General features: G+C 65.3%; 23 protein-coding genes and 1 tRNA gene. 15 read left to right on the top strand and 9 right to left on the bottom strand.

Going from position 1 to position 21,403, the window contains the following annotated elements; translation table 11 throughout:
* Positions 1-201 precede the first annotated feature (201 nt).
* Genes Q4I12_RS04810 through Q4I12_RS04795 form a run of 4 tightly spaced genes read right to left on the bottom strand, consistent with a single transcriptional unit; the run spans position 202 to position 4,137 of the window.
* Positions 202-1,029 (bottom strand): DUF4198 domain-containing protein, encoded by an 828-nt coding sequence (locus tag Q4I12_RS04810; protein WP_006007198.1) that lies wholly within the window; start codon positions 1,027-1,029, stop codon positions 202-204.
* Between the two features lie 36 nt (positions 1,030-1,065).
* Positions 1,066-1,383, bottom strand: coding sequence for a hypothetical protein (locus Q4I12_RS04805; RefSeq protein ID WP_006007196.1), 318 nt, complete (start codon positions 1,381-1,383; stop codon positions 1,066-1,068).
* Between the two features lie 34 nt (positions 1,384-1,417).
* The gene (gene feoB / locus Q4I12_RS04800) at positions 1,418-3,883 is read right to left on the bottom strand and encodes a ferrous iron transport protein B (protein ID WP_302260795.1); all 2,466 of its coding nucleotides are present in this window, start codon (positions 3,881-3,883) and stop codon (positions 1,418-1,420) included.
* Positions 3,884-3,894: 11 nt separating this feature from the next.
* On the bottom strand, positions 3,895-4,137 hold the full coding sequence (locus Q4I12_RS04795) for a FeoA family protein (protein WP_204625500.1): 243 nt from the start codon (positions 4,135-4,137) through the stop codon (positions 3,895-3,897).
* A 403-nt stretch (positions 4,138-4,540) separates the two neighbouring features.
* Between Q4I12_RS04795 and Q4I12_RS04790 the strand changes: the two genes are divergently transcribed.
* From Q4I12_RS04790 to Q4I12_RS04760, 7 genes are all read left to right on the top strand, one after another.
* Positions 4,541-4,792, top strand: coding sequence for a ubiquitin family protein (locus tag Q4I12_RS04790; protein WP_050760298.1), 252 nt, complete (start codon positions 4,541-4,543; stop codon positions 4,790-4,792).
* A gap of 17 nt (positions 4,793-4,809) precedes the next feature.
* Positions 4,810-5,199, top strand: coding sequence for an MmcQ/YjbR family DNA-binding protein (locus Q4I12_RS04785; protein WP_302260793.1), 390 nt, complete (start codon positions 4,810-4,812; stop codon positions 5,197-5,199).
* Between the two features lie 80 nt (positions 5,200-5,279).
* On the top strand, positions 5,280-5,942 hold the full coding sequence (locus Q4I12_RS04780) for a site-2 protease family protein (RefSeq protein WP_168936427.1): 663 nt from the start codon (positions 5,280-5,282) through the stop codon (positions 5,940-5,942).
* A gap of 28 nt (positions 5,943-5,970) precedes the next feature.
* Positions 5,971-6,963 (top strand): tryptophan--tRNA ligase, encoded by a 993-nt coding sequence (gene trpS / locus Q4I12_RS04775; RefSeq protein ID WP_297138806.1) that lies wholly within the window; start codon positions 5,971-5,973, stop codon positions 6,961-6,963.
* Between the two features lie 5 nt (positions 6,964-6,968).
* On the top strand, positions 6,969-7,406 hold the full coding sequence (gene ruvX, locus Q4I12_RS04770; RefSeq protein ID WP_302260791.1) for a Holliday junction resolvase RuvX: 438 nt from the start codon (positions 6,969-6,971) through the stop codon (positions 7,404-7,406).
* Entirely contained in the window at positions 7,403-8,449 is a 1,047-nt protein-coding gene (gene mltG / locus Q4I12_RS04765; protein ID WP_168936429.1) for an endolytic transglycosylase MltG, read from the top strand. The genes ruvX and mltG overlap by 4 nt, the downstream gene beginning before the upstream one ends.
* A gap of 14 nt (positions 8,450-8,463) precedes the next feature.
* Positions 8,464-8,700, top strand: a complete 237-nt coding sequence (locus Q4I12_RS04760; protein ID WP_297138800.1) for a hypothetical protein — start codon at positions 8,464-8,466, stop codon at positions 8,698-8,700.
* Positions 8,701-9,113: 413 nt separating this feature from the next.
* Here the strand turns inward: Q4I12_RS04760 and larE are convergent, their stop codons facing one another.
* Genes larE through hisH form a run of 3 tightly spaced genes read right to left on the bottom strand, consistent with a single transcriptional unit; the run spans position 9,114 to position 11,300 of the window.
* Positions 9,114-9,896: an ATP-dependent sacrificial sulfur transferase LarE gene (gene larE / locus Q4I12_RS04755; protein ID WP_302260789.1), complete on the bottom strand. Its 783-nt coding sequence runs from the start codon at positions 9,894-9,896 to the stop codon at positions 9,114-9,116.
* Complete coding sequence (hisF, locus tag Q4I12_RS04750) at positions 9,890-10,669, bottom strand: imidazole glycerol phosphate synthase subunit HisF (protein WP_168936431.1); 780 nt, start codon at positions 10,667-10,669, stop codon at positions 9,890-9,892. The genes larE and hisF overlap by 7 nt, the downstream gene beginning before the upstream one ends.
* The gene (gene hisH, locus Q4I12_RS04745) at positions 10,662-11,300 is read right to left on the bottom strand and encodes an imidazole glycerol phosphate synthase subunit HisH (RefSeq protein ID WP_302260787.1); all 639 of its coding nucleotides are present in this window, start codon (positions 11,298-11,300) and stop codon (positions 10,662-10,664) included. The genes hisF and hisH overlap by 8 nt, the downstream gene beginning before the upstream one ends.
* Before the next feature lie 315 nt (positions 11,301-11,615).
* Here hisH and Q4I12_RS04740 point away from each other — a divergent pair, with 315 nt between their 5' ends.
* The 5 genes from Q4I12_RS04740 to Q4I12_RS04720 all read left to right on the top strand — a co-directional run bounded on the left by Q4I12_RS04740 (position 11,616) and on the right by Q4I12_RS04720 (position 15,170).
* Entirely contained in the window at positions 11,616-12,494 is an 879-nt protein-coding gene (locus Q4I12_RS04740; protein ID WP_297138788.1) for a sulfite exporter TauE/SafE family protein, read from the top strand.
* Between the two features lie 292 nt (positions 12,495-12,786).
* Complete coding sequence (gene murI, locus Q4I12_RS04735) at positions 12,787-13,617, top strand: glutamate racemase (protein ID WP_204625495.1); 831 nt, start codon at positions 12,787-12,789, stop codon at positions 13,615-13,617.
* A 189-nt stretch (positions 13,618-13,806) separates the two neighbouring features.
* A complete protein-coding gene (locus Q4I12_RS04730) occupies positions 13,807-14,082 on the top strand; it encodes an HU family DNA-binding protein (RefSeq protein WP_006007160.1) in 276 nt (91 codons plus the stop codon).
* A gap of 239 nt (positions 14,083-14,321) precedes the next feature.
* Positions 14,322-14,411: transfer RNA gene (locus Q4I12_RS04725), tRNA-Ser, on the top strand.
* A gap of 138 nt (positions 14,412-14,549) precedes the next feature.
* The gene (locus tag Q4I12_RS04720) at positions 14,550-15,170 is read left to right on the top strand and encodes a DUF4125 family protein (RefSeq protein ID WP_302260783.1); all 621 of its coding nucleotides are present in this window, start codon (positions 14,550-14,552) and stop codon (positions 15,168-15,170) included.
* 327 nt (positions 15,171-15,497) lie between these two features.
* Here Q4I12_RS04720 and Q4I12_RS04715 read toward each other — a convergent pair whose 3' ends face one another.
* Both Q4I12_RS04715 and Q4I12_RS04710 read right to left on the bottom strand, forming a co-directional pair.
* Positions 15,498-15,869, bottom strand: a complete 372-nt coding sequence (locus Q4I12_RS04715) for a hypothetical protein (protein ID WP_302260781.1) — start codon at positions 15,867-15,869, stop codon at positions 15,498-15,500.
* Positions 15,870-15,999: 130 nt separating this feature from the next.
* Positions 16,000-16,728: a DciA family protein gene (locus Q4I12_RS04710; protein ID WP_302260779.1), complete on the bottom strand. Its 729-nt coding sequence runs from the start codon at positions 16,726-16,728 to the stop codon at positions 16,000-16,002.
* Between the two features lie 1,543 nt (positions 16,729-18,271).
* Between Q4I12_RS04710 and Q4I12_RS04705 the strand changes: the two genes are divergently transcribed.
* The 3 genes from Q4I12_RS04705 to ahcY all read left to right on the top strand — a co-directional run bounded on the left by Q4I12_RS04705 (position 18,272) and on the right by ahcY (position 21,391).
* Positions 18,272-18,730: a hypothetical protein gene (locus tag Q4I12_RS04705; protein ID WP_302260777.1), complete on the top strand. Its 459-nt coding sequence runs from the start codon at positions 18,272-18,274 to the stop codon at positions 18,728-18,730.
* 66 nt (positions 18,731-18,796) lie between these two features.
* Positions 18,797-19,723: an ArsR/SmtB family transcription factor gene (locus tag Q4I12_RS04700; protein WP_204626364.1), complete on the top strand. Its 927-nt coding sequence runs from the start codon at positions 18,797-18,799 to the stop codon at positions 19,721-19,723.
* Positions 19,724-19,969: 246 nt separating this feature from the next.
* Complete coding sequence (ahcY, locus tag Q4I12_RS04695; protein WP_302260774.1) at positions 19,970-21,391, top strand: adenosylhomocysteinase; 1,422 nt, start codon at positions 19,970-19,972, stop codon at positions 21,389-21,391.
* Positions 21,392-21,403 lie beyond the last annotated feature (12 nt).

The following is a 21,403-nucleotide window of genomic DNA, read 5'->3' as shown; positions in this document are numbered from 1 at the left end:
GCGAACGCCCTCGCGCGCGTCCGGGGCATCCGTCCGCCGGGGGCGGCCTTTCCTCCGCTGCAAGCTTCCGCCACGACGGCAAAAAAAGGGCCGGGGCAGGGATCCTGCTCCGGCCCTTTCACTGAAGGAGGGCGCCGTAAGGCCGCAGTCGGGGCACGGACCACCCGTGCCCCTTGCGAATGAGTGCTGTGCTCGGATGAGCTACTTCATGTCGACGGCCTGTACCCAGATCACAGCATCCTGGGACAGTTCCTTGCCGTCGTGCTTCTTGTCGGGACCGACACCGAGGGCCGCGAAGCCCCACCAGCCGGCCTTGGGGATGCCGAAGGTGAAGACGCCGTTGGCATCCGTCATGATGGCCTGCGTCACCATGACGCCATTGGGATACTTGACGGAAGACTTGGCCGACAGGCCGTTCTTCTTGAGGTTCGGCTCATGGCTCATGTATTCCACTTCCACCTCGGCACCGGCCACGGGTTTGCCGTTGGAAAGCACCTGGCCCTGGAAGACGTTGCCCGTCCACAGGCCGTAGGGCTTGGCCAGGGGCACGATCTCGCACGGCAGGCCCGCCGGCGTGTTCCAGTTGCCGGGGATGCCGCCCACGTTCACCAGCAGCTTGGTGATCTGCTGCATATAGACGTCTTCTTCCTTCTCATAATAGTAGCCGGGCACCATGACGAACATGTAGTCACCCATGCTGCGCAGCTCCTTGCGCGGCACCAGGGCGGAGAAGGCCGGGGCGCTGGAGTCCGGGTTCTTCCAGGTGATCTCCTTCAACAGGGGTTTGAAGTCGATCTTTTTGGCCTCACCGTCACCGCGCTGGTGCAGGGCATAGAATTCCTTCACGCCCCCCATGTCCATCATGTGGCCGGCTTCGGCAGGGTGGGTGAAGACGATGCGGAAATCCAGATCGGCGGCTTTTTCCAGAGCGGTCTGCGGCGTATAGGCCATCATGAAATGGGCCTGGGCGGGGGCGGCAAGCAGCAGGGCGCCGGCAAGGCCCAGCGCGGCAAAGGACATTTTTTTCATAGCAACCTCGTTTATGTTTCTGTGGGACGATCCGGGCTACTGCACGATCTTCTTGCCGTCGAGCTCGATGGAATGGCCCTCACCGCCATCGAACATGACCTTGTAGTCCCCTTCGGGCTTCGGGAAGGAGACCTCGCTGTTGCTGTCCAGCTTGAGCTCCCGCAGCACGTCGCCCTTGGCGTCCTTGATCTTGATGCTCACGCCCGAAGCGGACGAGCCGTCAGAATATCCCCCCTGGCACGAAACGGTCCCGTCACCATTGTCGAAGCAGTCGAAAATGGCGCTGTGGGCAAAAGCCGCGCCGGGCAGGGCCACCGCGGCGGCCAGGGCCAGGGAAGCAAACAACCTGAACATAGATTTCCTCCTCATGCACAAACAGGGTTTGGGGTTATGGACGGGCGGGGCCGGCAACGGGGCCGGGCTTTTGCTGTTCCTCCCCGGCCGGTACCAGTGCCAGGAGCAACAGCAGGACAAGGCAGAAGCCGTAGTAGGCCCACATGGCTTCAAAGCCGCTCAGGCCGAGCCAGGATCCGCCTGTGAACACCAGGGTGGCCACCATGAGGCCGACGGTCATCTGGAAAAGGATGGAAAAGAGCATCCAGCGCGTGGACAGCGTCTGTGTCTTCACCATGATGGCCGCAGGCACGCACGGCGGGTAAAGAGCCATGAACAGCATGAGCGCCAGGGCATGCAGGGGCGTGAAACCGCTCACCGAGGCCATGCCTTCGCCGATGCTCATCCCGTCCAGGCCATAGATGGCGCCCAGCGTCGCGGCACTGTTCTCCTTGGCAGCCAGGGCGGAAAGCAGGGCCACGTTGATGCGCCAGGTGAAGCCCGCTCCGGCAGTGACGCTTTCCAGCGCCTTGCCGGCACGTCCCAGGAAGCTGTCCTCGAAACGTTCCTGGCGGATCTCGCGCCGCAGGGTCTTGCGTTTGCCGTCGATCTTGCGCAATTCCCCGGCCAGCAGCTTGCCGTCCTTGCCCTGACGCAGGGCCACGGCGGCATAGACGGGGTTCTCTTCCAGGGCGGCCTGGTTGACGGCATTGGCCTCGGCCTGCGTCAGGCCGCGTTTCCGCTCGCGAAGATCCTCCTGATAGAGCAGGAGCGGTACGATGTCCGCGGCCTCAAGACGCCCCTTGAACGAGGTCTTGTCCACCGCTGCCAGGAAGGCCTGCTCAAGGGCCTTCTGCTGCCCCTCATAATGGGCGAGCCGTTCGGCCGGCAGATCGGGGAAATTGATGAGGGCGAAGATGATGACGGCCACGGCCACCACAACGGAACCGATCTTGCGCAGGAACATCCAGATGCGGTCCACGGTCTGGCGGATGACCCCGTAGACCGACGGCATGTGGTAGATGGGCAGCTCGATGATGAACGGGGCGGGGTTGTGCCCGCGCAGCAGGGTCAGGGAAAGGATCTTGGCCACGATGAGGCCCATGAGCAGCGTCACCGTCCCGATGAAGAACATGGCCCAGCCCGCGTGGCTGCTGAAAAAGGCCCCCACCAGCAGCAGATACAGCGGGACTTTGGCCAGACAGTTCATCATGGGCACGATGAGGATGGTGGCCATCCTGGCCCGCTCATCGGGGATGGCACGCGTGGCGATGACGCCGGGGATGGCGCAACCGCCCACATAGACACCGCCGAGGATCAGGGGCAGCGTGGACTGGCCGTGCAGGCCGAAACGGTGGAAGATCCTGTCGAGGATGAAGGCGATGCGCGCCATGTAGCCGGAATCCTCAAGGATGGCCACCAGGGCGAACATGATGACGAAGATGGGCAGGTAGTTCAGCACTGCCGTGATGCTTTTGACGATCCACAACCCCAGCGCCGTCAGGACGGGATCTTCCAGAAAGCCCTGCTGCGGCAGGACGGCGGCGGCCCAGACCTCCAGCTTGCCCCAGACCGGCCAGACCTGGGCGGCCAGATAATTGCCCAGCGTGACGGAGGCCTGGTAAAAAACGAACAGTATCCCCAGCAGGATGAGCGGGCCCCAGAAACGGTGGCAGAGGACGGCATCCACCTTTTCCGTCACCGAGGTGACGAACTCCAGGCGTTCCGAGCAGCGTGCCGCGATGTCCCGCGCCTGGGCGAAACGGGCATGGGCGATGCTCCTGACCATATCCTCACCGTGCCGCGTCGCCCAGGACTCGCGGCATTGGCGGGTCAGGGCGGCGATGCGGCCGTCTTCCGTATCCACGGAAGCGAGCAGCCCCTCGGCAAGGCTGTCCTGCTCCAGCAGCTTGATGGCAAACCAGCGGGAAGGATAGCCCTTGACCCCTTGCCGGGGCAGCAGGCGCGTGATTTCCCGGATATCCGTTTCCAGCTCGCCGTAATCGACGATCTCCGCGCTGCCGGAACGGCCGTGACGCGCGGTGATGGCGCTGTACAATTCCTGCTTCCCGATCCCCTTGCTGGCCTGGGCCCGGATGACCGGGATGCCCAGTGCCTGGGAAAGGGCATCGGCATCCACCCGTATCCCCCGCTTCGCCGCCACGTCCATCATGTTCAGCACGGCCAGGGTGGGCCGCCGCATCTCCAGAAGCTGCAGGCAAAGATACAGGCTTTTTTCCAGCGTCGAGGCATCGAGCACCGCCACGATCTGTGCCGGATCCTCTTCCACGATGAACTGCCGGGCGGCCATCTCCTCCGGCGACCAGGAAGCCAGGCTGTACGTCCCGGGCAGGTCCACCAGCTCGACGCGCGTGTCGCCGCACACGAAACTTCCCGCCTTTTTCTCGACGGTCACACCGGGGTAGTTGGCCACATACTGGCGGGCGCCGGTGAGCATGTTGAAGATGGTCGATTTGCCGCAATTGGGCTGCCCGGCCAGAACGGTAAGGATCTGTTCCATGACTTGGCTCCTTACCTTGCCGGGCACGGAGAGCAGGAATCCAGCTCTATATGCCTGGCCTCACCGCTGCGAAGTGCCACATGATAGGATCCTATCTGCACGTGGATAGGATCCCGGAGTGGTGCACGCCTTACAAACAGAAAGCAGATACCCGGACAAAATCCCATGTCACTGAGGCGTTGCCCCAGCATACCTTTTGCCGTGACCCGTTTTACCGTGCACCGGGACATGGAGTGGACGTCGTCAAGAGTCATACAAGATCCTCCTCAGCGGCAGGTAGGCCCCGCACGACTCAAGTATATGCTGAAAATGAAATTCAATGTCAATATGGCCACAAAAGAAAAATTTATGATTTAACTGTAACATAACGTATTTATTTATTTTTTTATTCCACTGTCCGCAAGGCTGATTCCTGATTCCCTGAAAACTGTAAAAAGATCCGCTGCCTTACAGGATCTCTGACGCCCAGCGCATGCCCGGCACATGGACAAGACGGACAGAACAACGTATGTATGCTGAGCTTTCCTGTCCCCGGCCCCGCATCTTTCCCGGAAATCCATCCCGGGAGGGCTGCCCCGCCGCCTGGGACGTCACTGCAGAACGGGCTTTGCCGGTGCGGCCACGAGGTCCCGGCAACAGGCCTCGAAGGAACTAGCCATGAGCGAGACTCCCCGCCACATCCACTGCGTCAAACCCGAACACACCGGCGCGCGCGTCACCGTGCGCCTCCAGCCCGAGGACCACTGGCTCTCCATCCCCCGCCCCAAGACCTCCCGCCAGCTGCTGACGGCCCTGGGGCTGGCCGAAGAATGCGCCCTGGTGGCCCGCGACGGCGAACTGCTCACCCCCGACCGCCAGATCTGGCCCAACGACGAGCTGCTGGTCCGCAAAGTCGCCAGCGTGGGCTAGGCCCGCGGAGGTCGGTCATGCCCGCGCGTGGCGCCATCCTCGCCTACGTCAGGGAAAAGTTCGGCACGGAACCGGAATACCCCTGGGCCCGGTATCCGCACTATGCCGTCCTGCGCCACCAGCAGGGACGGAAGTGGTACGCCCTGATCATGGACGTGCCCCCGGACCGGCTGGGCCTGGCCGGAGACGGACCGGTGGAGATCATCAACCTGAAGTCCGACGGCGTCCTGGATCTGCTCATCAGCGGGACGCCGGGCATCCTGCCCGCCTACCATATGGACAAAAGGCACTGGGTCTCCATCCTTCTGGACGGGGGCATCACGCCCGAAGAGCTGTTCGCGCTCATCGACGCGAGCCACGCCCTGACCGGCGGCCCCCGCCGCCACAGGATGCCCCTTGCCAAATGACATCTACGGGGCCGGGGAGGCCCCCTGCCCTTCCCGCCCCTCATATCGACATTTGACCCGTTGCATGGTACTTGCGGCAGATGTTCGATTTTGCATTCAACGCACAGCGTTTCGCTGTCTACCTGATCCCCACCCTGCTCGGCATCATCATGCATGAAGTGGCCCACGGCTGGATGGCCTCCCGCAAGGGGGACCAGACCGCCCGCTTCATGGGCCGCCTGACCCTCAATCCCGTCTCGCATTTCGACGCCCTGGGCGCGGCCGTGTTCCTGCTCACCAGCCTGGGCACGGGCTTCATCTTCGGCTGGGCCAAGCCGGTGCCGGTCAATGTGCGCAACCTGCGCGACCCCGCCCGCGACATGATGTGGGTGGCCCTGGCCGGGCCCGTGACCAACTTTTTGCTGGCCATCGGCTTTGCCCTTGTCCTGGGCGCCGTGGTGGCCATGCTGCCCAGCCCCGACATCTCGGACACCACGCGCTACTTCCTGCTCATGCTGGTGGCCGGGGTGAACATCAACCTCTGCCTCGCCTGGATCAACCTGCTGCCCATCCCGCCGCTGGACGGCAGCAAGATCGTGGCCTATTTCCTGCCGCCGCGCGCCGCCTGGGCCTATATGAGCGCCGGGCGCTACGGCTTCATCATCCTGGTGCTCCTGCTGGCCACGGGCCTGTTGGGGCACATCCTCGGGCCTCTTATCGGCGGGGGCAGCGATCTGCTGCTTTCGCTTGTCGGTATCAAGTAAGTAACGGAACTTCTAAAGGAATCTTGAAATGAACACTGTTCGTCCGCGTACGGTTTCGGGCATGCGTCCCACCGGGCCGCTCCATCTGGGTCACTACTTCGGCGTCCTCAAGAACTGGGTGGAACTCCAGCACACCGAGGAAGCCTATTTCTTCGTGGCCGACTGGCACGCCCTGACCAGCGATTATGCCGACCCCTCCAACATCGCCACCAACGTGGAAGAGATGGTCAAGGACTGGGTGGCCGCCGGGCTGGATCCCGAAAAGTGCGTCATCTTCCGCCAGAGCGCGGTCAAGGAACACGCCGAGCTGAGCCTGCTGCTCTCCATGATCACCCCCGTCTCCTGGCTGGAACGCAACCCCACCTACAAGGAACAGCAGCAGCAGATCACCAACAAGGACCTGGGCAACGCAGGCTTCCTCTGCTACCCCGTGCTCATGGCCGCGGACATCCTCATGTACCGTCCCCACGGCGTGCCCGTGGGTGAAGACCAGCTGCCCCACATGGAGCTGACCCGCGAGATCGCCCGCCGCTTCAACTACCTTTATGGCGGCAACTTCTTCCCCGAGCCGCAGGCCATGCTCACCCCCGCGGCCAAGTGCCCCGGCCTGGACGGCCGCAAGATGTCCAAGAGCTACAACAACGGCATCTTCCTGCGTGACACCATGGCCGACATCGAGCCCAAGGTGCGCGGCATGTTCACCGACCCGGCCCGCCTGCGCAAGAGCGATCCCGGCAACCCGGACGTCTGCAACCTCTTCCCCTACCATGTGCTGCTGGCCAGCCCCGAAGAGCAGGCCGAGATCCGCACCGGCTGTACCGGCGCCAGCTTCGGCTGTGTGGAATGCAAGAAGCGCTTCCTGAAGAACCTGGAAGCCTTCCTGGCTCCCCTGCAGGAACGCCGCGCCGCCCTGTCGGCCCGTCCCGGTGCCGTGGCCGAGATCCTGGCCGCCGGCAACGAACGCGCCCGCGCCTTCGCCTCCGCCACGCTGGCCGAAGTGCGCGCCAAGATGGGGCTGTAAACGCCTTGAAATGGGTAGGTATTGATTACGGCCTGGCCCGCACGGGCCTGGCCGCCACCGACCCGGAAGGCATCATGGCCTATCCGCTGGCCACCATCCGCCTGGCCGACTACGCCAACCGCAAGGAATTCCTGGCGGCGCTGGCCGGGCGGATCCTTGAGGAGCGCCCCGACGCCGTGGTCATGGGCCTGCCCCTGCTCACCGACGGCACCGAGAGCATGACCACCCGGCAGGTGCGCAACGTCACCGAGCGCCTCAAGCGCCGCGTGCCCCTGCCCTTCTATTTCATGTCCGAGCTGCTCAGCTCCGAGGCCGCCGAGCGCGAACTGCGCGAGGTGGGCCGCACGGGCCGCCGCTGCAAGGCCGTGCTGGACCAGCAGGCCGCCGTGCGCATCCTGGAGTCCTTTCTTTCCCTCAGCCCTGACCAGCGGAGGCCGGCATGAAGACCGTACTGCGCATCGTGGCTGTCCTTGTCCTGCTGGCGGCGGCCGCTGCCGGCTGGGCGGGGTACGAGGCCTGGACCTTCCTCAAGACGCCCCCGGCCACACCGGGGCAGGAAGCCTTCTTCGACGTGGAACCCGGCGCCAATGTGCGCCGTGTGGCCGACAAGCTGGAAGAACGCGGCCTCATCACCGATGCGCGCAAGTTCCTGCTGCTGGCCCGCTACAAAAAGTGGGACAGCCGTCTGCAGGCCGGCCGCTTTGCCCTCAATACGGGCTGGCTGCCGGAACAGGTGCTGGATACCCTGGTCAACGGCCAGCCGGTGCTGTTCCGCGTCACCGTGCCCGAAGGCCTGACCTGGTGGCAGACCGCCAGGGTGCTGGAAGAGGCCGGGCTGGTACGCTTTGAGGATTTCCGGGCCGTCATCACGGATCCGGCCTTTTTGCGCCACTACGGCATCCCCTTCGATTCGGCCGAGGGCTTCCTCATGCCGGACACCTATCTGCTCAAGAAGGCCGACGTGCCCGACAAGGCCCAGGCCCGTGCCGTGGCCGGCCGCATGGTGGACAACTTCTGGCGCAAGGGCGACGCCCTCTGGCCCGACGGCAAACGGCCCTCCCGCGACGAGCTGCGCCGTCTGGTGATCCTGGCTTCCGTCGTGGAGAAGGAGACCGCCTTTGCCGACGAGCGGCCGCGCGTGGCCGGCGTCTATGCCAACCGTTTGCGCATCAACATGGCGCTCCAGGCCGACCCCACGGTCATCTACGGGCTGGGGCCCAACTTTGACGGCAACCTGCGCCGCCGCCATCTGGACGACGCCAACAACATCTACAACACCTACCAGCGTCCCGGCCTGCCGCCCGGCCCCATCTGCTCGTTCGGCGCCAGCGCCCTGGCCGCGGCCATCACGCCCGAAGAGCACAAGTACCTCTATTTCGTGGCCATCACCGACGGCGGTCGCCACGCTTTTTCCACCAACCTCGACGATCATAACCGCGCCGTGCGACAGTACCTCAAGAACCGTCGCGCCCAGCGCCAGCAATAACAGGAAGGCAGGTCATGAAGTATTTGATCATGGAAGATTTTTCCGGCCAGCTCGTGCCCTTCATCTTTCCCCGCCGCGTGGACCACGCCGACATGCGCGACCAGCTCCCCTACGGGCAGGTCATCTCCGCCGGTGTGGTGGAACACGGCCCCGAGGGCTTCGTCTGCCACGGCGGCAACGCCGAACTCAATGTCAAAGCCCGGCCGGAGGAAGACGCGGCCATCATCACCGAGGCCCTGCGCGTCCGGTAAGGCCATATCTGCAAAGGACGGGGAAGGATCTTTGAGGGGGAACCCCTCATCTTTGCTGTCGATGCCCGTAGCTTCCTGCGTCGCAACGGACACGGCCCTGCGGGCCGCCATCCGGTCGCTGCTAGCGCGAGAGGGGTTCCCCCCTCAAACTCCCCCTTCCCCAGCGCGCTTTCATAACAGGACATCCCTCCAGCTCATGGGAGGGCATATCCCTGTCAAAAACAAACGCGCCCGCGAGACAGAGGTCTCGCGGGCGCGTTTTATTTTTTCCGGGGAAAATATCCTCCCCCCTTCATCGGGGCGCCGGGAAGGCCTTCGTGTACCGGCAGCGACGGGAGGAGGCCCTACCCGTTGCACGATGCAGAAAGCTGCGGGCATCGACAGCAAAGATGAGGGGATTCCCTCCAAAAACATCACGCTCCGCGGTCAAAAAAACCGCTGACCGTCCCTTCCACCATCCCGGCCCCGCCAAAACCGTGGGCGTCCAGCACCTGCATGACCTGCGGCCGCAGGCCGTCAGGCAGCACGGCCGCCTGCAGGACGGGCTCCGGCGTCAGGCGCAGACGAAAATCCCCCAGGCCGGGCAAGGCGGCCAGATCGGCCTCGGCAGCGGCCAGACGGGCCAGCAGGGCCGGTTCCGGGCTCATGCCGTAGGCCAGCCGGGTCAGCAGGCAGGGCCGGGCGGCCTGCTGCGGGTCGTCCAGTCCCCAGGACGCGCCCAGATCGCGCAACTCCTGTTTGTGGAGCCCGGCCAGCGCCAGGGGCGAGAGAACGCCCGCCTCGCGCACGGCCCGCTGTCCGGGCCGGAAGGCGGTCAGATCGTCGGCATTGCTGCCGTCACAGAGGATACGGCAACCGCCCGCGGCGGCCAGGGCCTCACGCAGACGGCGCATGAGGGCCCGCTTGCAGGCATAGCAGCGTTCCCGGCTGTTCACCGCCACTTCGGGCAGGGAAAGGGGATCGTGCCGCACTTCCAGCAGGGGCAGCCCCTGCGCCCGGGCCCAGCGCCGCGCCGCCTCGCTCTCGGCCTGCGGCACATGCGGCCCCGTGGCGTGCAGGGCCAGCACGTCGCAGCCCGCACGCCGCAGGGCGAAACAGAGGAAACGGCTGTCCAGCCCGCCGGAAAAGGCCACGGCCAGCGGCCAGTGCCGCAGCACGGGCAGCAGGGCCTGCCAGCGGGCTTCGGGAGCTACCACGTCAGGCGGACCTTGGCGCCCTTCTCGGCCATGACTTCCTTGCACTGGCGGATGGTGTACTGCCCGTAGTGCACGATGGAAGCGATGAGCGCCGCCGAGGCACCGCCCTTGCTCACGGCATCGTACATATGTTCGGGCGCGCCCGCGCCGCCGGAAGCGATGACCGGGATGGACACGGCGTCCACGATGGCCCGGGTCAGGGTCAGTTCGTAGCCGTCACGGGTGCCGTCGGCGTCGATGGAGTTGACGCAGAGCTCGCCCGCGCCCAGTTCCTGGCATTGGCGCGCCCATTCGATGGCGTCGATGCCCATGCGACGGCGGCCGCCCTGGATGACGATCTCGTAGCCGGAGGGGATGCTCTCGCTCACGGGCACGCGCAGCACGTCCATGCCCACCACGATGGCCTGCGAGCCGAAAGCCGCCGCGCCGTCGGCCACCAGATCGGGATTGCGCACGGCCGCGGAGTTGATGGAGACCTTCTCGGCCCCGGCGTTGAGCACGGCGCGCATGTCGGCCACGGACGAGATGCCGCCGCCCACGCTGAAGGGGATGAAGATCTGCGAGGCCACGCGCTCCACCACGTCCAGGAAGATGCCGCGTTCCTCGGCCGAGGCCGTGATGTCGTAAAAGACGATCTCGTCCGCGCCTTCTTCATAGTAGCGGCGGGCGCTCTCCACGGGGTCGCCGATGTCCACGTTGCCCTGGAACTTGATGCCCTTGGTCAGGCGGCCGGCGCGCACGTCCAGGCAGGGGATGACTCGTTTGCTAAGCATGGCGCACCTCGTCGCAGTAATCGTAGAAATTGCGCAGCACGGTCAGGCCGGGACGGCCGCTCTTTTCCAGATGGCACTGCACGGCCCACAGGCCGTCGCGGCCGTAGACCGAGCAGAACTCCTTCCCGTAGACCGTGGTGGCCATGACCAGCTCGGGCGCGGGCTCCACATAATAGCTGTGGACGAAATAGAATTCCGCACCGGGCTCGATGCCGTGCAGCAGACGGCCCGGACGCACCACATCGAGGCTGTTCCAGCCCATATGCGGCACGGGGGCGGGGCTGCCGTCCTCTTCCTTCATATGATCGGGGAAGCGCACGCAGCGGCCGGGCACGATGCCCAGGGTGCGCACGTTGTTCTCTTCGCTGTGCTCCAGCAGGATCTGGCAGCCCAGGCAGATGCCCAGCAGGGGCTGGCCTTCGGCCACGGCACGGCGCAGCACGCTGTCCAGACCGGCGGAGGTCAGGGCCTCCATGGCCTGCCCGGCGGCGCCCACACCGGGAAAGATGATGCCCTGGGCCTGCTCCAGTTCCACAGGATCGGCGGTGATGCGGCAGGGGATGCCCAGATGTTCCAGCGCGCGGCGCACGCTGGTCTGGTTGCCTGCCTTGTATTCGAGAATGGCGAGCATGAAGAAATCCTTTGCTGCACGGTGATGGGAAAGCCTGAAATATACGCGTTTCGCCCGGCACAGGCAATGTGCCCCCGGGGGACGCGCTGCGTGACCGGGCCGCAGCCCCGGCCCTGCGGGGCCGGAGGGCCGCCGCATAGCCCAATTCATCACTATTTTATATAAAATAGTGATGAAAGTACCCTGAAAAATCACGCTTATTTTATTTTTATCTCTTTATTTTCCATATGTTAGTAAAAAAAATAAAACGTGACAAAAATATCCATATCAGTTTACTCTGCTTTTACCCCGTCGCACAACCTGTGGAGGTGGTCCATGTTCTTTCCCGTTTCCGGTATCGAGTGTCACCCCCTGGTGCCCGTCCTGGCGGCCATGGGCATCTCGTTCGTCACGTCCATGGGCGGCCTGTCGGGAGCCTTCCTGCTCCTGCCTTTCCAGATGAGCTTTCTGGGCTACACCAGCCCCGGCGTCAGCGCCACCAACCATCTTTTCAACGTGCTGGCCTGTCCCGGCGGCATCGTGCGCTATGCCCGCGAAGGGCGCCTGCTCTGGCCCCTGGCCCTGACCGTGGCCGTGGGCACCCTGCCCGGCATCGTGCTGGGCTCGCTGATCCGCGTCTACTGGCTGCCGGACGAGAGCCGCTTCAAGGTCTTTGCCGGTCTGCTGCTGCTCTGGATCTTCTGGCGCATGTTCCGCGACCTGCGCAGGCCCGCCGCGCCCGCCCGCAAGGGGGGCGGCATGGCCCGGATCCATGTGGAGCGCTGGGACCGTTCCCGCCTGGTCTTCACGTTCGGTGAGGCACGGCACTCCGTCAGCTGCCCGCGCCTGGCGGCCCTCAGCCTGGGCATCGGTCTGGCGGGCGGCATCTACGGCATCGGCGGCGGCGCCATCCTTTCCCCCTTCCTGGTCAGCATCTTCGGCCTGCCCGTCCATGCCATCGCCGGGGCCCTGCTGCTGGGCACCTTCCTGGCCTCGCTGGCCGGAGTGCTGGGCTATGGCTTCCTGGGCCTGTTCTCCTCGCTGGACGGCATCGGCGCCGATCCCCTGCTGGGCCTGCTGCTGGGCTTGGGCGGGCTCATGGGCAGCTATCTGGGGGCGCGCTGCCAGCGCTTCGTGCCCGCGCGCCGCATCAAGTGGGGGCTGGCCCTGATCCTGCTCTTCACGTCCCTGCGCTATCTGTGGCAGGGATTCTAGCGGCCCGTACCGCCCGGCCGGCACGCCGGTATGACGCCCCGGGACAGGAGAAGTGCGTCCCGTAAGCCTCCGGCGCCCGTTTTCCCTTGCCCTGCCGCCTGAAAAAAGCCATCCTTCCGCAGTCGGGACATGGATGCCCCTGACCGGATGCCGTCGCCCTCCTCGGGGCACGCCCGGAAAGGAGGCCGCGTCCCGCCCTACCGGCAGGCAGGGGCGCCTTGCGCCCTTCTGTCCCCACAACGTGCCAGCCCGGGGAGGCCCCACCGGAGCCGTCCCCCATCGAAGGAACGTCATGAATCCCTCAGCTTCCCTGCCCATCGGCATCTTTGATTCCGGCATGGGCGGCCTGACCGTGCTCAAAGCCATCTCCGGCCGCCTGCCCGGCGAGAACCTGCTCTACCTTGGTGATACGGCCCGCCTGCCCTACGGCACCAAAAGCCGCGACACCATCATCCGCTACACGCTCAAGGCTGCGGGACGCCTGGTGGACGAAGGCGTCAAGATGCTGGTGGTGGCCTGCAACACCGCCACTTCCGCCGCCCTGCCGGAACTGCGCGAACACTTCGCGCCCCTGCCCGTCCTCGGGGTCGTGCGCCCCGGTGCCGAGGCCGCCGTGGCCGCCAGCCGCAACAAGCGCATCGTGGTCATCGCCACCGAAGCCACCATCGCCGGCGGCGCCTACCAGCAGGCCATCGCCTCCCTGTGCCCCGAGGCCCGCGTCCAAGGCAGGGCCTGCACCCTTTTCGTGCCCCTGGCCGAGGAAGGCTGGATGGACGGCCCCATCGTCGAGGGCATCGCCAGCCGCTATCTGGGCGACCTGTTCTCCCCGGGACGGCCCGACAGGCCCGACACCCTGGTGCTGGGCTGCACGCACTTCCCCCTGTTCCGCGAAGCCCTGCGCCATGTGGTAGGCGATGACGTGCGCATCGTGGATTCGGCCGAGACCGCCGCTGTGGCCGTGGAGAACCGCCTGCGCGAGCTGGGTCTGCTGCGCGGGGAAGACGCCCCGGGCTCCCACCGCTTCATGACCACGGACAACGTGCTGCGCTTCATCCGCACCGGCAGCCTTTTCCTGGGGCACCCGCTCAAAAGCGCCGAAGTCAGCCTGGTGGACCTTTCCTGACCATCCGCTGATGCGTCCCGGGGCCGCCTCGCCCGAAAGCGATGCGAAAAGTATGCCCGAAAAGGCTCTGATGCCCGGAAAACTTTGATATATGGGCATTTTCCATTGACACGGGCCAAGCCCATAACGTATGGATGCCCTGTCTGGCCTACAGATTGAAACCCGAAACTCTTTTTTTGGAGTATAACTATGACCAAAGCTGAGCTTGTTGAAAAGATCCATGCCAAGGCCGGCCTGCCCACCAAAGCCAAGGCCGAAGAAGCCCTCGACGCCGTCGTGGCTGCTCTGCGCGAAGCCCTCGCTTCCGGCGAATCCGTGACCTTCACCGGTTTCGGCAGCTTCAAGGTGGTTGAGCGCGCCGCCCGCAAGGGTCGCAATCCCCGCACCGGCAAGGAAATCACCATCCCTGCCAGCAAGGTTGCCAAGTTCACCCCCGGCAAGGGCCTGAAGGACGCCATCAAGTAGTATTTCGCTCAGCGGATCCGGCGGCGTCCTCTTCTGGAGGGCGCCGCTTTTTTTATGGTCCGCCGGGCTCTCCGGCAGCTTGCCCTTTGCGCTCCGGGCCCAAAAGTGCTATATGCTTCTGGCTGTTCTGACGGGCAGGCCCTGCGCCGTGGCCCGACAGCCCGCAGACGAAGCACCGCCCAAGGCCATGGGCCCTGCACGCAGGGTTGGCGCAGGAGGCGGCGCGGTCTGCTCCGCACGGAGGGGTGGCAGAGCGGTTGATTGCGGCGGTCTTGAAAACCGCTGAAGGTTCACGCCTTCCGGGGGTTCAAATCCCTCCCCCTCCGCCACGTGCTGACACAAGGGCGTTCTGCTTCCGGCAGGGCGCCCTTTTTTCATATCTCCCGGCCATGCCGGGAAAACTTTCTTGCCGAAGATGGCCGGGGACGGCCGCGGTGCCTGCGGCCCTTCCCGGCCAAGGAGACGCTATGGAACACAAGACCCTTGCAGATGCTGTGGTCACAGCCGAGTGGGAAATGTTCAGCAACGTGCAGAACGTGGGCGGCAAGGCCTCCTGCCAGATGGATCCCAAGACCTTCCGCATCATGCGTTCCAGCCAGATGGACAACTGGGACGATGAACTGCTGGGCAGCTATCTGGAAGACCTGCTGAACGCCCGTCTGGAAGGGCGTAACCTGGTCACGGAAAAATACGCCCGCATGATGGAATCCACCTTCCCCGAGGAGTACGCCCAGCTGGCCGACAGCCTGCCGCCGCTGGACCCCGAAGCCATGGCCCAGGTGGACGACATCGTGGCCGCTCATGTGTCCTGGAAGGAAGACCTCGACAGCCGCTTCCCCTCGCTGGCCGACAGGGGCCGCCCCCTGCGCAGCCGTGACGACCGTCCGGGCTGGGTCTCCATGGAGACCTACCTGCGCGCGGAACTGCGCACCTATTCCCCCAAGACCATCGCCCTCTATCATCGGGCCACCATGGAACGTCTGCGCAAGGGCGAAAGCGAAGCCGAACAGAACCTGCTCCATCAGGTGCGGCAGTACGGCTTCGAGGACATCGAGAGCGCGGAAAAGCATTTCAGCGCCCGTCGCTGAGACCACCGACAGCGCCTGACGTCGCCCCGCCGGGAGCAGTCGCGATGATGCGCTTCCGGCAGGGGCACTGCCGCTCTTGAAAAGGCTGCGCCTTCAAAGCCCCGGGAGGAACAGGCTCCGGCCTCCCCCTGGGGATGGGCATCTGCCCGGCGAACCTCTTGGACTTGCCGGGGCTCGCCATGAGGGCTGAAAATCAAAAGAGCCACCCGTATGGGTGGCTCTTTTGATTTGTATGACCGGTACAGGAACAGAGGCCGCAAAAACGAAAAGGGATGCTTCCGAAGAAGCATCCCTTTCCTCTCTTTTCGGGGAAAAAACGGACGGCGGCTAGGCGTTGGCAGCCTTGAGCATTTCTTCCACCATGGCAAGGCTGGTCGCGTTCCGGGCATCCATGCCGCACAGACCGCGCACAGCCAGCATCAGCAGGGTAATGGGCATGCGCACTTCAGCTTTGCCGTTATGGATGATGCAGGTCTGGTCCTGTACCTTCAGGCGATAAGCCCGGCGGCTGTGTTCTTCCGCCCCGGTGCGCATGATGTAGTAGATCTGGTCCTTGTTCTCCATCACATACAGCTTCTGGCGGCACAGCACGCCATGCTCCTCGTCATACCAGGAACACTCGGAGGAAAGGCTTCCACGAAAGCGCATATCCTCGCCATTATCGTGCTTGAGGCTGATATTTTCCAGCGTATCCTGCATGGCACCCTCCCCTTGAGCTGCAGCGTGACGGCAGCCACAGCGACAAAGCAGCAAGGCCAGCACGACACCGGCTGACCCTAGCATCGCAAGAAAAGCTTTGTCAATCCCGCCTCCCGGCGGCTCCAGCCCGTCATTTGCGGGGATCGGGCAGCTCCATGCCCAGGAAGCGGGCATAGCAGCGGGCCACGGCCGATTCGGGATCCATGAGCCCCAGACTGGCCCCGGAAGGCGCGGGGACCTCTTCCTTCGGACGCCCGGCGGAGCGCTCCAGCACCGGGCTGGGCGCATCCAGATCCTGATGGTCCAGCATCAGGGAGACCTTCACCGCCGTGAAGAAATCCTCCTGCAGGAACTCATTGACCCGGCGCACGATCTCCGGCCCCATATAATAGAGCTCCTGCAGCAGCACGGCGTCTTCGGCGCCGATAAGCAGCTTGTCGTCATGGTGGCCCAGCGGACGGGCCAATGGCGCCAGATCCGCCCCCAGCACGGCATCCCAGCTGCGCCACAAGCGGCTCAGCTTCGCCTGCTCCGGGGACGCGCCCAGAGAGATGAAGACCTTTTCCAGCACGCTCCCTGTCCGTGCCGGGCCGTGCCACTCCTCGAAGCGGGCCTCGTGCCCGGGTTCGGTGCTTCGCCGCCGCGTGATCCACGTCCGCGGGCGCGGGGCCTCCGCTGCGTCGGCCTGTGCCTTCTTTGCTGTCCGGCGTTTCCTCCCGCCCGTATCCGTCGGCGGCGGCAGCACGACCAGCGAGTCTTTGCGCCGTGCCGCCCGGTCTTCCTCCGCTTCCAGCCCGGCATCGAAACGGGCCTGCATGTCCGCGGCCCACTGCCGGAACGCGGCCTCGCGCCGCCCCATGCCTGTCCCGGAAGACGGTGCAGGACAAGGGGCCCCGGCCACAGGGGACGCTGCGGGCCGGGCAGTCCCGTTTGCCTCCCCTTCTGCGCGGTGTCCGGCAGATGCGGAAGAAACAGCCCCCGGTACGGGAGCAGGGCTTCCCTCCGGCATGCGCGCATCGCCGGGTACGGCTGATGACGTTCCTCCCTTCTCTCCGGCCAGCGGTACGGAAGCGTTCCCGCTGCCGGCTACCGGCGCTGCTGTCGTGCCGCCCCCACGGCGACGCCCGGGTGAGCTTTTGCCCTCTGCAGGTGTGGCTTCGGGGACGGGAGCGGCAGGAGCCGCCGCAGCGAAGGGGGCCGCTGCCGGTACGGGCTCAGGAAAAGAAGCGGCCGGGACCGTCTCCGTAACGTGAGCCGCCGTCCGGGCGGACGACGCTTCCCTATCCGGAGGAGCGGGGAAATCATCCCAGTCATCGTCCCCGGGCAGCACCACCAGACCGCCGCCCGATGACGACAGGCCGTATTCCGCAGCCAGACGATCCGCTTCGGCAGCCAGTGCCGCCGCATCCATGGGGCGTTCCGCAGGCTGTCGCTCCGGTACCGGCGCTGTGGTCGGACCGGCTTCCCCCGCGGATGCGGGCGTGGTTGCAACAGCCTTCTTGCGGCCGCGCCCGCCGGATGCGGCTGGATGCCCCGCGCGGGAAACGGCTCTCCGCCCTGCGGCAGGCTGGGGCAGCCCCGCATCAGGCACAGCGGCCTCCGCATCAGCTGCATGCCGAACAGCGAAAGATCCCTCTGACGGTGGGGCCATCTGTGCGACAGCCTCGGCCACGGGAACCGGCCCGTCCTCGGCCACAGGTGCAGCCTTCGGACTGCCCGCACGACGACGTTTGGGGGAGCTTTTTGCCGCCGCAGGTGTGGCTTCGGGGGCGGGAGCGGCAGGAGCCGCCGCAGCGAAGGGCGCCGCTGACGGTACGGATTCAGGAAAAGCAACGGCCGGGACCGTCTCCGTAACGTGAGCCCCCGTCCGGGCGGACGACGCTTCCCTATCCGGAGGAGCGGGAAAATCATCCCAGTCATCGTCCCCGGGCAGCACCACCAGACCGCCGCCCGATGACGACAGGCCGTATTCCGCAGCCAGACGATCCGCTTCGGCAGCCAGTGCCGCCGCATCCATGGGACGTTCCGCAGGCTGTCGCTCCGGTACCGGCGCTGTGGTCGGACCGGCTTCTCCCGCGGATGCGGGAGCGGTCGCAGCAGCCTTCTTGCGGCCGCGCCCACCGGAAGTGGAGGCACGCCCGGCACGGGAGACGGCTCTCCGCCGTGCGCCGGAGTGAGGCTGATCCTCTCCCGGCACGGATGACGCCGCCTCCACAGCGGACTGGCCAGCAGAAGGCTTCACTACCTGTGGTGAGGCCTCCTGTGCGACAGACCCGCACGCGGGAGCCGGCTCGGTAGCGGGAACTGCCCCGGTATCGGTCACCGGCGCGGCCTTCGTGCCGCTCGCACGACGACGCCGGGCAGTCGTCTTTTTCGGAGGAGTGGCAGGTCCCGGCGGTACCGTGGCCACGGCCGTGTCGGCGGGCGGGATCACCGGAGGGATTTCCGGGAGCGCGGCTTTGGTGGCGGCAACGCCCTGCGATGCATCTTCCTGTGGGACGGCGTCCGCCGCTTCCCGGGGAGCCCTGTCCGGCGCAGATCTCTTTTTCCGCCCGCCGTTCCGCTCGCGGGAAGACGCCGAGCCTGCCGCCTGCCGTTCCTCAAGACCATCCGCCGATGCCTTTTCGGCCGGCGGTTCTCCCTGCGTCGCCTTTTTCCCCTTCCCGGCCGTCTTTTCCGAGCGCGCCGGAGACGGCTCAAGACCACAGGCCTCCAGCAACGAGAGGGCCGTGGCCGTGATGACGGTCACCCGCTTGCGCGACAACCGTCTTTTTGTCTCCTCCCCGGCAGCGGAAGACCGGTCGGGGGCAGCATCGGAAGGCGAGGACATGGAACTCCTTGACTATATCCAGATAGGCTGATATTTGCATCAAGCAAATTTGATACATAGATCGCAGGCGCGCCCGGCGCGCCGTACAGGGGCACGCATGGCACTGGTATATTTCAAGGCACTTTCAGACGAGACCCGTCTGCGACTGGTGCATATCTTGCTGCATTACGAACTCTCGGTCAACGAGCTGGTGCGCATCCTCGGCATGGGGCAGTCCCGCGTCTCGCGCCACCTCAAGATCCTGACCGAAGCGGGCCTGCTGACCTCGCGCCGGGACGGCCTGTGGGTCTTCTATGCCGCCACGCGCTGCGGCGAGGCCAGCGACTTTTTGCAGGCCATGGGGCCCTTTTTGCATACGGACACGGCCATGCGCGAGGATCTGGCCATGGCGGCCCAGATCCTGGAGGAACGCGCCCTCAAGACGCGCCAGTTTTTCAACGCCATCGCCGAGGACTGGGACGAGCTCAACCGCGAAGTGCTGGAAGATTTCGACCTGCCCGCCGCCGTGCTGGCCGCCGTGCCCGAGGGCTGCCGCGTGGCCGTGGACCTGGGCTGCGGCACCGGCGCGGTGCTGGAGCGCCTGCTGCCCGCCAGTCGGAGCCTCATCGGCGTGGACGGCTCGGCCCGTATGCTGGAGATGTGCCGCCGCCGTTTCAACCCCGTTGATCTGGCCAACGAGAACCGCATCTCCCTGCGCATCGGCGAGCTGGATCACCTGCCCCTGCGTGATCAGGAAGCGGACTTCGCCTGCATCAACCTTGTCCTGCACCACCTGTCCGACCCCGGCGAGGGCCTGCGCGAGATCCGCCGCAGCCTGACCACGGGCGGGCACCTGTTCGTGGCCGATTTCCTCCAGCACCACGACGAGACCATGCGCAGCCGCTACGGCGACCGCTGGCTGGGCTTCGACGAAGAACGCCTGCAGGAACGCCTGCGCCAGGCCGGTTTCGAAGTCCTGTCCTGTACGCGGCAGGCCGTGGGCCGCGGCCTGTTTCTGCTGCTGGTGCAGGCACGCGCCTGTTAGGGATATTTTCGGGGGGAAGGCCCCCCGTGCCCCATCTTCCCCCAAACGTGCTCCATTCAGGAAAGCCTGCCCCCGATGGGGAGCGGCGCACCTGTCCCGGGGGGATATGGCCGGAAAAGGCACACAAGATTTCCCGCGCGGCCTTACCGAAGGCTGCGCACCATCCCCGAACAGGGGACAACGACCATGCCGCAGACCGCCCTTTTGTGGAGCGGCCCAACATACTTCCTCAAGGAGAATGGAACGATGACCAAAGCCCTGGACCTTTCCCTGGCCTACAAAGTGGCCGACATGGCCCTGGCCGATTTCGGCAAGAAGGAAATGCAGCTCTCCGAGCGCGAGATGCCCGGCCTCATGGAGTGCATCCGCAAGTACGGTGACCAGAAGCCCCTCAAGGGCCTGCGCGTGACCGGCTCCCTGCACATGACCATCCAGACCGCCATGCTCATCAAGACCCTGCACGCCCTGGGCGCGGACATCCGCTGGGCCTCGTGCAACATCTTCTCCACCCAGGACCACGCCGCTGCCGCCATCGCCGAGCAGGGCATGGCCAAGGTTTTCGCCTGGAAGGGCGAGAGCCTGGAAGATTACTGGTGGTGCACCGAAATGGCCCTGACCTGGCCTGACGGCAAGGGCCCCGACCTGATCGTGGACGACGGCGGCGACGCCACCCTGATGATCCACAAGGGCGTGGAAGTGGAAAACGATCCCTCCCTGCTGGAAAAGACCTACGACAACAAGGAATTCCAGATCATCATGGATCGTCTGGCCCTGCGCTACAAGGAAGATCCCAACCACTGGCATGAAGTGGCCGCCAAGGTGAAGGGCGTCTCCGAAGAGACCACCACCGGCGTGCATCGCCTCTACCAGCTGGAAGCTGAAGGCAAGCTGCTCTTCCCGGCCATCAACGTCAACGACTCCGTGACCAAGTCCAAGTTCGACAACCTCTACGGCTGCCGCGAATCCCTGGCCGACGGCATCAAGCGCGCCACCGACGTCATGGTGGCCGGCAAGGTCGTGGTCGTGGTGGGCTACGGCGACGTGGGCAAGGGCTGCGCCCAGTCCATGCGCGGCTTCGGCGCCCGTGTGCGGGTGACCGAGATCGACCCCATCTGCGCCCTGCAGGCCGCCATGGAAGGCTTTGAAGTCACCACCATGGAAGACGCCCTGGCCGAAGGCGACATCTACGTCACCTGCACCGGCAACCTGCGCGTCATCACCGGCGAACACATGGAAGGCATGAAGGACGAAGCCATCGTCTGCAACATCGGTCACTTCGACAACGAGATCGACATGCACTACCTGGAGTCCACCCCCGGCATCACCAAGCTGAACATCAAGCCCCAGGTGGACAAGTGGACCCTCAAGTCCGGCCGCAGCATCATCGTGCTGGCCGAAGGCCGCCTGGTGAACCTGGGCTGCGCCACCGGCCACGCCAGCTTCGTCATGTCCAACAGCTTCACCAACCAGACCCTGGCCCAGATCAAGCTGGCCAAGGGCGACCTGGAAAAGAAGGTCTACACCCTGCCCAAGGAACTGGACGAAGAAGTGGCCCGCCTGCACCTGGCCCGTCTGGGCGTCAAGCTGACCACCCTGACCCAGGAACAGGCCGACTACATCGGCGTGAAGGTCGAAGGCCCCTACAAGCCCGACCACTACCGCTACTAGGCCGCAGCGGGC

It is taken from the genome of Desulfovibrio piger, assembly GCF_951793255.1.
GTDB lineage: Bacteria > Desulfobacterota > Desulfovibrionia > Desulfovibrionales > Desulfovibrionaceae > Desulfovibrio.
The sequence above is the reverse complement of the archived record's forward strand: the minus strand, read 5'-3'. Positions and strand labels throughout refer to the sequence as shown.